Origin of the sequence: Mesorhizobium loti R88b (assembly GCF_013170845.1) — a bacterium.
GTDB lineage: Bacteria > Pseudomonadota > Alphaproteobacteria > Rhizobiales > Rhizobiaceae > Mesorhizobium > Mesorhizobium loti_B.
Genome location: NZ_CP033367.1, coordinates 597,497 through 610,637, shown reverse-complemented (window position 1 = coordinate 610,637; position 13,141 = coordinate 597,497). Strand labels below are relative to the sequence as shown.

Here is a 13,141-nt window from a genome sequence, read left to right as displayed (position 1 = left end):
GAGTCTCTAAAGTCCGTGATCGTGGCTGGAGCGACGCCATTCTTTCAGTGCCGGGAACCCTGAGGAGGAGGGCGTCCAAGCTGCAAACGGCAAATCAGGTGAGCAAGAAATTCTAGTGAGCCAGAAATTCTAGTGAGCAAGACCGGTCAGCCGAACGGCTGGACCAAAACGGGAGGTTGAACATGAAATCCTTGATACGCAATGCATCCGTAGCCGCCACGGCGCTGCTGCTTGGCCTGTCGGCCATGGCAATCGCGCGCGCCGACGACAAGCCGACGCTGGCCTTCGTCGTCAACGGCGCTTCCGATTTCTGGAAGGCGGCCGAAGCCGGCGTCAAGAAGGCGCAGGGCGAACTGCCTGGCTACACGCTTGAGCTCAAATATCCCGAGCAGTCCTCGGTCGCCATCCAGCAGCGTCTGATGGACGATCTGGTGACGGCCGGCGTCAAGGGCATCATGGTTTCGGCCGTCGATCCCAAGACCTCGACCGATGGCCTGAACAAGATCGCCTCGCAGACAGCGCTGTTCACCACCGACAGCGACGCCCCGCAGACCAAGCGTGTCGCCTATATCGGCTCGTCGAACGTCGACGCCGGCAAGCAGGCGGCCGATATCGCCAAGAAGGCGATGCCCAATGGCGGCAAGTGCCTCGGCTTCGTCGGCCTGCTCGGCGCCGACAATGCCAAGGAGCGCATCCAGGGCTTCAAGGATGGTCTGGCCGGCACCAAGATCACGCTCGACGACGTGCGTGGCGACGATATCGACCAGGCCCGCGCCAAGAAGAACGTCGAGGACGCGCTGGTCGCCAGCCCCGACGTGACCTGCATGGTCGGCTTCTATTCCTACAACACGCCGCGCATCTATGAAGCGCTGCGCGATGCCGGCAAGCTCGGCTCGATCACGGTCGTCGGCTTCGATGACGATCCGATCACGCTGGGCGGCGTCAAGGAAGGCACCATTGCCGCCACCGTCGTGCAGCAGCCCTTTGAATGGGCCTATCAGGGCATGAAGCTGATGGCTGCCTATCTCAAGGGCGACAAGTCGGGCATTCCGGCCGGCAACCTGATCATCATCCCGACCAAGATCATCGGCAAGGATGACGTCGACGCCTATGCCGCCAATCTGAAGGCGATGTCTGGAAACTAAGACCACAGGCAGTTCAGCCGGCTCAACTTCGCTTGAGCCGGCTGTTCGCATTGACGAAGCCTGCTGGGACCGTCAGTCTGCGGATGGGTTCACAAGCATGATCCCGAACCGAAGGACCGCGCCAGCGAAAAGTGGGAACCGGTTTTCGGACAAGATCATGCTCAGAAGTTGTCCCGCCAATCGCTGTCAGGCATGATGAATTATTCCGACACATCCATCGCCACCACCACCCCGTTCCTCAGCCTTGAGAACGTGCGCAAGACCTATCCGGGCGTCGTCGCGCTCGATGGTTTTTCCATGGACGTCAGGCCGGGCGAGGTGATCGGCCTCGTCGGCGAAAACGGCGCCGGCAAATCGACCCTGATGAAGATCCTCGGCGGCGTCACCACGCCGGATACCGGCACCATCACGGTCGACGGCACCGCCAACAAAGGGTTGACGGTTGAGGGCAGCCTGGGCTCGGGCATTGCCTTCGTCCACCAGGAACTCAATCTGTTCGACAATCTCGATGTCGCCGCCAACATCTTTTTCGGCCGCGAACCGCTGCGTGCCGGACCGCTGAAACTCGTCGACCGCGCGAAGCTGCGGGAGATGGTGGCGCCGCTGCTGAAGCGCGTCGGCGCCAATTTCTCCCCCGACACGCAGGTCGCCGACCTGTCGCTCGCTCAGCAGCAGATGGTCGAGATCGCCAAGGCGCTGTCGATCAAGGCGCGGCTGGTGATCCTCGACGAACCGACATCGAGCCTGCCGCTCGCCGAAACCGACAAATTGCTCGACGTCATCAAGGCGTTGAAGGCCGACGGCATCAGCGTCATCTTCATTTCGCACCGCCTGCACGAGATCGAGCGCGTCGCCGACCGCGTCGTCGTGCTGCGCGACGGCATGCTGGCCGGCACGCTGGGCAAGCGCGACATCAATCACGACCAGATGGTCAAGCTGATGATCGGCCGCATGCTGAAGGAGCGCGAGAAGGCCTCCGAGGCATCGCGGGCACCCGGCGCGGTGGCGCTTTCGGCCAAGGCCATCCGCACGCCAGCCTATCCCAGCCGACCGGTCTCCCTCGACGTCATGCACGGCGAAATCCTCGGCCTTGCCGGACTGGTCGGCTCCGGCCGCACCGAACTGGCACGCGTCTTCTTCGGCATTGACTCAAGCCTTGCCGGCTCGCTCGAGCTCGACGGCAAGCCGCTTGCGCTCGGCTCCGCCGCCGATGCCGTCGCGCACGGCATTTTCCTGGTGCCGGAAGATCGCAAGCTGACCGGCATCCTGCTCGACCTGTCGATCGCACAGAACCTTTCGCTGCCCAACCTGCCGGCGCATGCGAAGCGTTCGTTGGTGTCCGCAAGTGCGGAGACCGCCACTGCCGAGAAACAGAAAAAGGATCTCGGTATCAAGGCGCCTTCGGTGCAGACGCGCACCGGCACGCTGTCGGGCGGCAACCAGCAGAAGGTCGTGCTCGGCAAATGGCTGGCCATGAACCCGAAGGTGATGATCCTCGACGAGCCGACACGCGGCATCGACATCGGCGCCAAGGCCGAAATCTACGGGCTGATGCGGGCGCTGGCTGACGCCGGCGTCGCCGTGCTGATGATCTCCAGCGACATGGAGGAGGTGATCGGCGTGTCCGACCGCATCGCCGTCATGCATGAGGGCCAGATCTCGGGCATTCTCGACAAGGATCAGTTCAGCCAGGAAAACGTGCTGCTGCTGGCGGTGGGCAAGCAGCCGAAATAGGTTTGCCGCGGCGTCGCTAGAAGAGCGCAGGCAGGCATTGGGAGAAGACGATGACCAAGAAAGATCTCGGCCTGCTGATCCTGATCCTGGTGGTGGGCGCAATCGTCGCCATCATCAATCCGCGCTTCCTGTTGCCGATCAACCTCGCCAACACCTCGAACCTGATCGGCCTCTTCGGCATCCTGTCGATCGGTCAGGCCTTCGTCATCATCACCGGCGGCATCGAACTGTCGGTCGGCTCGGTGGTCGCTCTGCTCGGAACGCTGTTCATCGACTTCATTGCCACGCGTGGCATGGGCTGGCCGATCGCCTTCGTGCTCATCCTGGTGCTCGGCGCCATCATCGGTCTTGCGCATGGCTGGCTGATCACGCGGCTGAAATTACAGCCTTTTGTCGTGACGCTGTGCGGCCTTTTGATCTATCGCGGCGTGGCGCGCTTCTATACCGCCGACGGCACCGCGGGCTTTGCTTTCGGCCAGAATTTTCCGGAGCTGGAATTTCTCACCGCCGGCCGCTCGTATGGCGTGCCCAACAGCTTCATCGCGCTGATCATCATCGCCGTCATCATGTGGGTGGTGCTGCACCGCTCGGTGTTCGGCCGCTATCTCTATGCCATCGGCAAGAACGAGGAGGCGGCGAAATATTCGGGCATCCGCACCGGCCGTATCGTCATGGCAGCTTACGTCATCTGCGGCGTGCTGACAGCGTTGTCGGCAATCTATTTCGCCATGTACACGCGCTCGATCTCGCCGGCCAGCCATGGCCAGTTCTACGAGCTCTACGCCATCGCCGCCGCCGTGCTCGGCGGCTTCTCGCTGCGTGGCGGCGAAGGCTCGCTGATTGGCGTTGTGCTGGGCACCGTGCTGCTGCAGGAGTTGCAGAATCTCGTCAATCTGCTCGGCATTCCCTCCTCCCTCAACTTCGCGGTGATGGGTGGCGTCATTCTGATCGGCGTGCTGGTCGACCAGCAATGGGGTGCGTTCCGGGCGCGACGCCTGATGATCGATGCGGCCCGCAAAAACATTGTCGGTGCGGCGGCGGAATAACGCCGCGATACGCCGCAATTGCTTGTTCGCGACTTGAGAATATTATAATAGCATAACCCGAAATTGGTTCGGGGGCGGACGAGGCATGCGCTGCGATTTGCGAGGCAAGGTAGCGCTGGTTACAGGGGCGGCAGGGGCGATCGGCAGTTCGATCGCCAGGCGCCTGTCCGACAATGGTGCCGCCGTCATTGTTGCCGATATCAATGGCGAGGGTGCAAGCCAGGTCGCGGCCGGCTTGGGCAATGCCATGGCGTGCGCCACCGACATCCGTGACACCGCTTCGGTCGATAGCACCATCGCCGCGATCATGCAGCGCTACGGCCGCCTCGACATCCTCGTCAACAATGCCGGCGTCAACACGCTGGCGCACCGCGTCACCATCGACGAATTCCCGGCCGAGGAATGGGACCGCATCACCGGCATCGACCTCGACGGCCTCTACACTATGAGCCGCGCCGCGCTGGCTCCGATGCTTGCCGCCGGCAAGGGCGGGCGTATCGTCAACATTGCCTCCGTCGTCGGCCTTGCCGCCATGCGCCTGCAGAGCCCGTTCGTCGCCGCCAAGGCCGGCATCATCCATCTGACACGCTCGATGGCGATCGAACTCGGGGCCAGGGGCATCCTGACCAATGCCATCGCACCGGGCTCGGTGATGACGGCGCTGACGGCCAAGCTGTTTTATGGTGAGGACGGCAAGTTCGCCGGCCGGACCCAGGAATTCCTCGCCCATGTGCCGCTCGGCCGGCCGGCTGAGCCGCAGGAGATCGCCGAGACCGTGCTGTTCCTGGCCTCACCTGCTGCCAGCTACGTCAACGGCCAAATTCTGGCTGTCGATGGCGGCTGGACGGCGGGATACATGATGTGAGTGCAGCCATGGAAATCGACCTCAACCGTGCAACGGTGGCGCTGGATGGCGACAGCAACCCGGTCGCCGAAGCAGCGATCACTGCGTTGCTGGCCAATGGCGGCATTCTTGTCGAGGGCTCCGACGCGCGACAAGCCGACATTCTGCTGATGTCCTGCCCGTTGCGACCGGGAAATGTGGCCGGAGATCCGAGATCGCTCTATGCCGATGCGCGCAAGGCCGCGGTGACCATGACCGAGCGCGGCAGCGGACGCATCGTCTTCCTGCTGTCGGCCACCGCCGGCATGCCGATGCGCCGCCACCCGCGCTTTTCCATGGAGAACGCTTCGATTCTTGCAGGCATGCGCACGTTGGCCATGGAGTTCGGCCCCAAGGTGCTGGTCAATGCCGTTGGCGTGGGTGCGATCGAGGATGAGACCATGGTCTCGGGCGACAAGGCGATGCTCAGCCACACGCCGGTCGCCCGTGCCGGCAGCATCGAGGAAGCGGTTGCGGCCGTGCTGTTCTTCTGCGATCCACTCAACACCTACACGACGGGCCAGATGCTGGGCGTCGACGGGGGATGGATGGCAGGCTATGGGCGCAATTTCTGAACCGGTGATACTGAAGGCCGGAGCGCTCGAGGTCGGGCTGGTGCCGCAGATCGGCGGCTCCGTCAGTGCACTGCGTTGGCGCGGCATCGACCTCATGCGCCGGCTATCGGACGACGATCGCAAAGCCGGCAATGTGCTCGGCGTCGCCATGTTCCCGATGACACCTTATGCCAACCGCATCGCCGGAAACACCTTCGATTTCGCGGCAAAACGCTGGCGGGTCCAGCCCAACAATCCGCCGGAAAAATTCAACGTCCATGGCAGCGGCTGGCAACACGCCTGGACAGTCACCGAGGCAGGGGCCGGTAAGGCGACCCTTGCGCTGGATATCGTGGCTGGAGACGAGCCCTATTCCTACCGCGCGACGCAGACCTTCCTGGTTTCCGAGGAGAGCCTCAGCGTAGCCATGACACTGACCAACACCGGGCCGATGCCAATGCCGTTCGGCTTCGGCCTGCATCCCTGGTTCGACCGCGACCCCGACGTGACAGTGCAGTTCAGGGCCGGGCGCTTCTATCTCGAAGAACCCGATGGCCTTTCCGGCGATCCGATCACGCTGCCACCTGAACTGGACTTCGCCGGGGATCGACCCTTGCCGGACGGCTGGCGCAACAATGATTATGGCGGCTGGGGCGGCGAGGCGACCATCCGCTTTCCAGCGCGCGGCGCAGGCCTGCGCATCAAGGCCGATCCAGTCTTCAAGCACCTGATGCTCTATGGCGATCCCACCAAACCATACTTCTGTGTCGAGCCGCAAACCAATGCCTCAGGTGCATTCAACCGCGGCCGGTGGGATGATCCAGAAGAAGGCGTGATCGTGCTGGCTCCAGGCGAAAGCGCCGCCGGCACAGTTACGTTCACGCCCTTCGAGCTCGAACTTTAAAGCAGCCGCGCCAGCAGCCCACCATCCACCTGCATGGCGCTGCCGGTGACGAAGGACGCGGCATCCGAGATCAGGAAGCCGATGGCCGTGGCGATCTCGGAGGGGTTGGCGATGCGGGCGATCCGGTTGGGCTCGAACGACAGGCCCAGCGCTTCCGCACCGCCGGCCGCTTCCAGCCCATCCAGCGTCATGCGGGTGGCGACGGAGCCGACCAGCACGGCGTTGACGCGGATGCGGTCGACCGCATAGTCGAGCGCCATCTGCCGCGACAGGCCGACGACCGCCGCCTTGGTCGCCGCATAGGCCGGTACGCCGGGGACGGTGGCGTCGGCGTGCACGGAAGCGATGTTGACAATCGAGCCGCCGCCCGCTGCCCGCAGCAACGGCAAGGTCACGCGGCAGACGCGGAATATAGCGGTCAGATTGACAGCGACGGTTTTCTCCCAGTCCTCGTCGGAAACCTCTTCAAGCCGCTTACCGGTAGGATAAATACCGGCACAGTTGACGACCGCGTCAAGCCCGCCAAGCCGCCTTGTCGCCTCCGCCACTGCTGCCTGCACCTCGACCTCACGCGTGAGGTCGCTCTCGCGAAAGATCAACTGGCTCTCGTCATAGCGGCTGGCGAGCGTCCTTCCCTCATCGCCATCCAGCCCGGCGCCGAACACCATCGCGCCCGCGGCAACAAGGTACTCCGCTGTCGCGCGACCGATGCCTGTCGCGGCCCCGGTGATAAAAATACGTTTGCCGGCGAATATCATGACGAAGCCTGTGCAGCCATGGCGTGGCGTTCTGCCTGCGCCGCTGTCACCGAACGCAACACGCGGTCCTCGCCACCGTCGCCACGGTTGAATTCATCGACGATGCGGCCATCGGCCACGACGAGGCAACGGTCGCAAAGGCCGATCAGTTCTTCGAGTTCCGACGCGACGATGAGCAAGGCCACGCCTTTCTCGGCGAGTTCGACGACGAGCCGGTAGATTTCGTGCCGGGTTGCCGCATCGACGCCCTTGGTCGGTTCGTCGAGCAGCAGCACCTTCGGCGCCCGCATCAGCACGCGGGCGAACAGCAGCTTCTGCTGGTTGCCGCCCGACAGGTGGGTCACTGAGGCTTGCGGCGACGATGCCTTGACGTTGAGCGCGCGCATGGCGCCGTGGATGGAGCTGCGCTCCAGCCCGCCGCGCACCATGCCGTGCCGCGACAAAGGCGCCAGATTGCCGATGGTGATGTTGGCGCCGACCGGCAGGTTGAACAGCAGGCCGTCGCGCTTGCGGTCCTCGGTCAACAGCGCAATGCCGGCCGCGCGGGCATCGGCTGGGGACCTTACCTGTACAGGCTGATCCATGACGCGGATTTCACCTTCGGCAGGCACGCGGCCGTAGATGCCGTGAAGGATCTCACTGCGACCGGAGCCAAGCAACCCTGCCAGCCCGACGATCTCGCCCGCGGCCACGGACAGGTTGATGTCTTTCGCACCATGAACGGCGCCGCTGTGGCCGGCGACCGTGAGATGGCGAACCTCCAGCGCGGTCGGTGCACCAACGGGCGCGGCGTGTTCCGGAAACAGCCGCTGCAACCTCTGGCCCGACATCGAGAAGATGAAGGTCTCGGCATCGAAGTCCTCACGCGCGATGCGCACCGCCACCTGCCCGTCACGCAGCACGGTGGCGCGGTCGCAGATGGCTAGCACTTCGGGCAGGCGGTGGGTGATGTAGATCATCGCCACGCCCTGCGCCTTGAGACGGCGCAGCACGCTGAACAGGGCATCGACCTCCGTTCCGGAAAGCGAGGCGGTTGGCTCGTCCAGCATCAGGACGCGGGGCTTCATGACGATGGCACGCGCGATCATCACCAGATGGCGCTGCGCCGAGGTCAGCGACGCGACATAGGCCCTGGGATTGATGTCGATGCCGAGGTCGGCAAAGATCTCGCCGGCGCGCTGCTCGAGTTTCCGTTGGTACACCAGCATGCCGGCGCCCAGCCCGGTGCGGCCGGCGAAGACATTCTCGGCGACCGAAAGCTGTTCGAGCACCTCGATTTCCTGCGGCACGTAGCCGACACCGCTCGACCGCGCATCGGCCGGGGAGGCGAAACTGACGTCCTGGCCGTCGAGTTGGATCGTGCCGCTGTAGGAGCCGGCCGGATGCACGCCGTTGAGGATCTTGACCAGCGTCGACTTGCCGGCGCCGTTCTGGCCCAGCAAAGCGTGGATCTCGCCCGGGATCACATCGAAATCCACGCCGCGCAATGCCTGCACACCGCCAAAACTCTTGACGATTCCGGTTGCTGAGAACAGCGGCTCTTGGGTGGTTTCAGACACGATGATTCCCCGGAAGGGCGCCGGGTCCGCAAAGCGCGGACCCGGCGGCGGGCGTTACTGGCCGGCGCCGTCGAGCATCTTGTAATAGGGGGCGAGATCGGCGGCGGTTATCACCTTGGCCGGTAACGGATTGCTGTAGGGCACGGTCTTGCCCTGGGCGAGATCGCCCAGCAATTCGGCCACCTTGGCGCTCTCCTCGTAGAGAGGCTGTGCGACGATGCCGTAGGCGGCGCCCGATTTCACCAGATCGAGGTTCTGCCTGATGTAATCCATGCCGATGATGACGACGTCGCGCCCGGCCTTGCGGGCAGCGCCCGACCAGGTCTGAATGCTGTTGCCGGTGGTGCCGAAGGCGGCGGTCACATCAGGATTGCCTTGCAGGATCGCCACCGCCTTGGCTTCCGCCGCCGAAGGCTCAAAACCTTCCATCTGCGTATCGAGCACCTTGATGCCGGGATACTTCGCCGCAATGGTCTTGCGGAAGGCATCCGACATGGCGTTCTCCGTGTCGTTGGAGGCACCTTGCGTCAGCGCCACGGTACCCTTGCCGCCGAGCTTGTCGCCGATGGCGATTGCCGCATTGGCGCCGACCTCGGCGATGTTTTCGCCGGTCGCCGCCTTCAAGCCCTTGACGGTGCCTTCGGGCGGCAGGACATGCCAGGTGACGATCGGGAAGCCTTCCCTGGCGAGCTTGGTGATGTAGGAAAAGATCGCCGGATCGACCCCATAGACACCGATGGCGTCATATTTGGTGCGGGCGAGCGCGGCTTCGGCCAGCGGCAGCGTCGCGGGTATGTCCCAGTTGGTCGCACTCGGGTCGCCGACGACTTCGCAGGTGTAGCCAAGCTCCTTGCATTTGTTGAGGAAGCCAGCCTGCATCAGCCGGTGCACGGGATGATCTTTCATGGCCTGCACCCAGAGCAGGTGAATGTCGGCTGCCTTGGCAAGACCAACCGAGCCCAGCGATGTTGCAACCACCGCCGCCGCCAACGCGGCGCGGATCAGCCGCTTTTTCAAATGGATTTTCATGCCTTACCTCCCTTGGTTCGCCGGCTTTTTGCCGGCGCAATATCACTGTTCTCTCGTGAGTCTCAGGCCCCGGCGATGAAGTATCGGCGACGCACGATGTCGAGGCCGACGGCCATCACCATGATCACGCCGACCGCGATCTGCTGCCAGTTGGAGTTGACGCCGATGACCACGAGGCCGCTCTGCACGATTTTCAGCAAAAGGATGCCGACAACACCGCCGGCCACCGTGCCGGCGCCGCCGAACAGGCTGACGCCGCCGACCACGACACCGGCGATGACGGTCAGTTCCCAGCCGCTGCCAATCGAGGTGCCGCCGCTGCCGAGATCGGCCATGACGAACATGCCGGCGATCGCCGACAGCGCGCCGACGGTGATGAAGGCGCCGATCTTGTAGGCATTGGTGTTGATGCCGACGAGGTGCGCCACTTCCTTGTTGCCGCCGGTGGCATACATGTTGCGCCCAAGCACTGTGCGCCGCAGCACGAAGTCGGCAACCACGGCCGCGATGATGAAGAAGGCAAAACTCCAGCCGAGACCGAAGACGAGATCGGTGCCGCCAATATCATTGATCGCATCCGGCAGTGGGTAGACGGGATAGCCGCCTGTCACCACCTGGATCAGGCCCTGGCCGATGAACAGCATGCCGAGCGTCTGGATGAAGGCGGGAATGCCGAGCCGGACGACGATCAGCCCGTTGAGGAGGCCGATCAGGGCGCCGACGCCGATGCCGCCGAGAATGGCGATCGATACCGGCAGGGCGGCGGCGGTCATCAGCTTGCCGGCGACCACGGCGGACAGGCCGGCGACCGAGCCGACCGACAGGTCGAACTCGCCGGCGACCAGTAGGATGGTCTGGCCAATGGCGATGATGCCGACAAAGGAGACGACGTTGAGAATGGCGCGGATGTTGCGCTCCGACAGGAAGGCCGGCTCAAGCAGCCAGAAGAAGGCGATCAGCAGGGCCATCGCCGCCAGCACGCCGACTTCGCCGACGGCGATGAAGCTGATCAATCGCCGTCGGAACGATTTCGCGTCCCGCGGCGGCGAGCTCACCTCGGCCGCGCTGTTCATCCTTACCTCCCTGACGGCGCCTGTTGCCAGCTCTTGCGGCCGGCACATGCACCCGTGCCAACCCTGGCACGCTCCTCGCAACCATTAAGATTATAATATTATAACTTGTCAACGAGGAAATTTTCCGGCGGTGCATAGCCGGGGCACGTAGCTGGAAAGCCTCGGCCGCAACCGCTATGAATGGGCGCTTACGACACGGTCTGCAGAACATTGCTTTGCCGGATCGCGTTCTCTCGGAGCAGGGTGATGACCGACAAGCAGCCGGCGGGCGAGAAGAAGCCGCAACGCCTCGGCGTCCGCGAGATCGCCAAGCGCGTCGGCGTGGCGCCGATGACGGTGTCGCGCGCGCTGTCCAATCCCGACATGGTGTCGCCGGAAACGCGCGCCAAGGTGCTCGAGGCGATCGAGCAGGCCGGGTTCGTGCCCAATCGGCTGGCGTCGAGCATGCGCGGCAATGGCCGCATGATCGGCACGGTGGTGCCGCCGCTGATCAATTCGGGCATCGCCGAACAGGTGCAAGGCATGTCGGACGAGTGCCACGAGAGCGGCTATTCGATGCTACTGGTGCAGGGCGAGTTCACGCAGGAAGCCGAGGAGAAATCCATCCGCAACCTGCTCGGCTGGCGTCCGGTCGGCATGATCCTGCAGAGCTTCGTGCAAAGCGAGACGGCGCGAGCGCTTCTGAAGAACAGCGGCGCGCCGGTGGTCGAAATTTCAGAGATCAAGGGCCGCAAGCCGATCGACATGGTGGTTGGCGTCTCCAACTTCGAGACTGCCTATGCCATGACCATGCATCTGGCCGCCAAGGGCTACAAGCGCATCGGCTTCGTCTCGACGCCGATCCACGGCAATGACCGCTTGCAGCAGCGCCGCACCGGCCATCACGCGGCACTCACCGAACTCGGCATCAAGAACCATGCCGACATGGAGGTCGAGGTGCCGATCACCGCGCAGGGCGGCGCCGAGGCGCTGGTCACGCTGACCTCCCGTCACAAAGACATCGACGCCATCTTCTTTTCTAGCGACACGCTTGCCGTTGGCGCCGTGCAGGAATGCCACCGCCGACGCTGGGCAGTGCCGGGCAGGATCGCGATTGCCGGCTATGGCGACATCGACCTCGCCGCGCAGCTCTATCCGCCGCTGACCACGGTCAAGGTCAATCGCTACGAGATGGGCCGCCGTGCGGTGCGGCAATTGCTGGCAAGGCTCGGCGGCAACACCAAGGTGCCGACCATCACCAGCCTCGGCTTCGAGATCGTCGACCGGGAGAGTGCGTGATCAGGGCTTCTGCTCCCGCCGCCCGAGCCGCTTTTCCCACCCCTCGGCGTGGACGTTGAGATAGGCGTTGGGATCGTAGGGATGATCCCTAATCGCATCGATGTTGAGATCGATGCCGAGCCCTGGCGCGTCCGGCAGCGACAGATGTCCGTTGTGCGGATTGACGGTCGGGTGCCATGTCACCAGCTCGCGTGTCCACGGGTCGTTGAAGGCGTCGAAATGTTCCTGGATGAGGAAGTTCGGCACCGCGGCCGCCAGTTGCAGACATACCGCCGTCGCCACCGGCCCACCACTCTGGTGCGGGGCGATGTGGCTGCCGTGCGCCAGCGCCAGATTGGCCACCTGCATCGATGGTCCGATACCGCCGAGCGACATCGGCTCGGGCTGGAAGATGTTGACGCCGCCGCCAGCGGCTAACGTGTAGAACTGGCCGACCGTGTCGTACATCTCGCCGGTCGCCACCGGGATAGGCGAACGATGCGCCACCTCGTGCACGGTCTCCTGACGGTCGCGCGAGGTCGGCTCCTCCCACCAGTAGATGTCGAGGTCGGCGAATTTCTGCGCCGCCTGTAGCGCGGCGATCTCGGTGAAACGGGCATGGACGTCGATCAGGATCAGCGTGTCCCCGGGCAGGTCGTCGCGCAACTTTCGGCAGATCGCATAGGAGAGATCCAGCTCTTCACGCGAGATAAAGCCTTGCGCGGTGCCGAACGGGTCGAGCTTGAAGGCCTTGAAGCCTTTGGCCAGCACAACCTTCGCGGCCTCCAGAAAGGCTTCCGGCGTGCGCTCGGTGCGATACCAGCCATTGGCGTAGCCGAGCACGCTGTCGCGCACCTGGCCGCCGAGCAACTGATGGATCGGGACGCCAAGGCTTTTGCCCAGGATGTCCCAGCAGGCGACCTCGATCGCAGCGATCACCGTGCGGTGGATATGGCCGCCATCGAGCGAGACGCTGTCCAGCATGCGCTTGGCCAGCGCGTTGATGCGGCGCGGATCCTGGCCGATGGCGAGATGCTTGAGCTCGTACACGCCGGCTTCGGTGGTCTTGATAAAACCGTTCAGCGTGCCTTCGCCCACACCGTGAATGCCCTTATCGGTGTGGACTTTGATGAACAGCCAGTTCTTCCAGCCGGCGCCGACAGCGAAGGTCTCGATCTCGGTGATCTTCATGATGAACC

Annotated in this window: 12 protein-coding genes; 7 read left to right on the top strand and 5 right to left on the bottom strand. The window is 63.8% G+C overall.

Features of this window, described 5'->3' with window-relative positions; translation table 11 throughout:
- Positions 1-182: 182 nt before the first annotated feature.
- The 6 genes from EB235_RS02830 (at position 183) to EB235_RS02805 (ending at position 6,266) form a co-directional block, all read left to right on the top strand.
- A complete protein-coding gene (locus EB235_RS02830; RefSeq protein ID WP_027032462.1) occupies positions 183-1,145 on the top strand; it encodes a sugar-binding protein in 963 nt (320 codons plus the stop codon).
- 195 nt (positions 1,146-1,340) lie between these two features.
- Positions 1,341-2,879, top strand: coding sequence for a sugar ABC transporter ATP-binding protein (locus EB235_RS02825; protein ID WP_027032463.1), 1,539 nt, complete (start codon positions 1,341-1,343; stop codon positions 2,877-2,879).
- A gap of 50 nt (positions 2,880-2,929) precedes the next feature.
- Entirely contained in the window at positions 2,930-3,925 is a 996-nt protein-coding gene (locus tag EB235_RS02820; protein WP_027032464.1) for an ABC transporter permease, read from the top strand.
- 85 nt (positions 3,926-4,010) lie between these two features.
- Positions 4,011-4,790, top strand: a complete 780-nt coding sequence (locus EB235_RS02815) for an SDR family NAD(P)-dependent oxidoreductase (RefSeq protein ID WP_027032465.1) — start codon at positions 4,011-4,013, stop codon at positions 4,788-4,790.
- The gene (locus tag EB235_RS02810; RefSeq protein ID WP_245268874.1) at positions 4,787-5,383 is read left to right on the top strand and encodes an SDR family oxidoreductase; all 597 of its coding nucleotides are present in this window, start codon (positions 4,787-4,789) and stop codon (positions 5,381-5,383) included. Before EB235_RS02815 ends, EB235_RS02810 begins: the two co-directional genes overlap by 4 nt.
- Positions 5,367-6,266 (top strand): aldose 1-epimerase, encoded by a 900-nt coding sequence (locus EB235_RS02805; protein WP_027032467.1) that lies wholly within the window; start codon positions 5,367-5,369, stop codon positions 6,264-6,266. Before EB235_RS02810 ends, EB235_RS02805 begins: the two co-directional genes overlap by 17 nt.
- Here EB235_RS02805 and EB235_RS02800 read toward each other — a convergent pair.
- From EB235_RS02800 to EB235_RS02785, 4 genes are all read right to left on the bottom strand, one after another.
- A complete protein-coding gene (locus EB235_RS02800) occupies positions 6,263-7,024 on the bottom strand; it encodes an SDR family NAD(P)-dependent oxidoreductase (RefSeq protein ID WP_027032468.1) in 762 nt (253 codons plus the stop codon). The genes EB235_RS02805 and EB235_RS02800 overlap by 4 nt on opposite strands.
- Positions 7,021-8,583 carry a sugar ABC transporter ATP-binding protein gene (locus EB235_RS02795; protein ID WP_027032469.1) on the bottom strand — a complete coding sequence of 521 codons (1,563 nt, stop codon included), beginning with the start codon at positions 8,581-8,583 and terminating at the stop codon, positions 7,021-7,023. The genes EB235_RS02800 and EB235_RS02795 overlap by 4 nt, the downstream gene beginning before the upstream one ends.
- A 54-nt stretch (positions 8,584-8,637) precedes the next feature.
- Entirely contained in the window at positions 8,638-9,612 is a 975-nt protein-coding gene (locus tag EB235_RS02790; protein WP_027032470.1) for a sugar ABC transporter substrate-binding protein, read from the bottom strand.
- Positions 9,613-9,674: 62 nt separating this feature from the next.
- Positions 9,675-10,685 (bottom strand): ABC transporter permease, encoded by a 1,011-nt coding sequence (locus tag EB235_RS02785; RefSeq protein ID WP_032925792.1) that lies wholly within the window; start codon positions 10,683-10,685, stop codon positions 9,675-9,677.
- A 246-nt stretch (positions 10,686-10,931) separates the two neighbouring features.
- Here EB235_RS02785 and EB235_RS02780 point away from each other — a divergent pair, with 246 nt between their 5' ends.
- Positions 10,932-11,963, top strand: a complete 1,032-nt coding sequence (locus EB235_RS02780; RefSeq protein ID WP_027032472.1) for a substrate-binding domain-containing protein — start codon at positions 10,932-10,934, stop codon at positions 11,961-11,963.
- Here the strand turns inward: EB235_RS02780 and EB235_RS02775 are convergent, their stop codons facing one another.
- Positions 11,964-13,133, bottom strand: a complete 1,170-nt coding sequence (locus EB235_RS02775) for a mandelate racemase/muconate lactonizing enzyme family protein (RefSeq protein WP_027032473.1) — start codon at positions 13,131-13,133, stop codon at positions 11,964-11,966.
- Between the last annotated feature and the right edge of the window lie 8 nt (positions 13,134-13,141).

What these genes read in the sequence shown, in the direction of transcription:
- EB235_RS02815 (WP_027032465.1), top strand. Translation starts at nt 4,011, where the DNA reads ATGCGCTGCGATTTGCGAGGCAAGGTAGCGCTGGTTACAGGGGCGGCA.
- EB235_RS02805 (WP_027032467.1), top strand. Translation starts at nt 5,367, where the DNA reads ATGGGCGCAATTTCTGAACCGGTGATACTGAAGGCCGGAGCGCTCGAG.
- EB235_RS02820 (WP_027032464.1), top strand. Translation starts at nt 2,930, where the DNA reads ATGACCAAGAAAGATCTCGGCCTGCTGATCCTGATCCTGGTGGTGGGC.
- EB235_RS02785 (WP_032925792.1), bottom strand. Translation starts at nt 10,685, where the DNA reads ATGAACAGCGCGGCCGAGGTGAGCTCGCCGCCGCGGGACGCGAAATCG.
- EB235_RS02800 (WP_027032468.1), bottom strand. Translation starts at nt 7,024, where the DNA reads ATGATATTCGCCGGCAAACGTATTTTTATCACCGGGGCCGCGACAGGC.
- EB235_RS02830 (WP_027032462.1), top strand. Translation starts at nt 183, where the DNA reads ATGAAATCCTTGATACGCAATGCATCCGTAGCCGCCACGGCGCTGCTG.
- EB235_RS02790 (WP_027032470.1), bottom strand. Translation starts at nt 9,612, where the DNA reads ATGAAAATCCATTTGAAAAAGCGGCTGATCCGCGCCGCGTTGGCGGCG.
- EB235_RS02825 (WP_027032463.1), top strand. Translation starts at nt 1,341, where the DNA reads ATGAATTATTCCGACACATCCATCGCCACCACCACCCCGTTCCTCAGC.
- EB235_RS02775 (WP_027032473.1), bottom strand. Translation starts at nt 13,133, where the DNA reads ATGAAGATCACCGAGATCGAGACCTTCGCTGTCGGCGCCGGCTGGAAG.
- EB235_RS02780 (WP_027032472.1), top strand. Translation starts at nt 10,932, where the DNA reads ATGACCGACAAGCAGCCGGCGGGCGAGAAGAAGCCGCAACGCCTCGGC.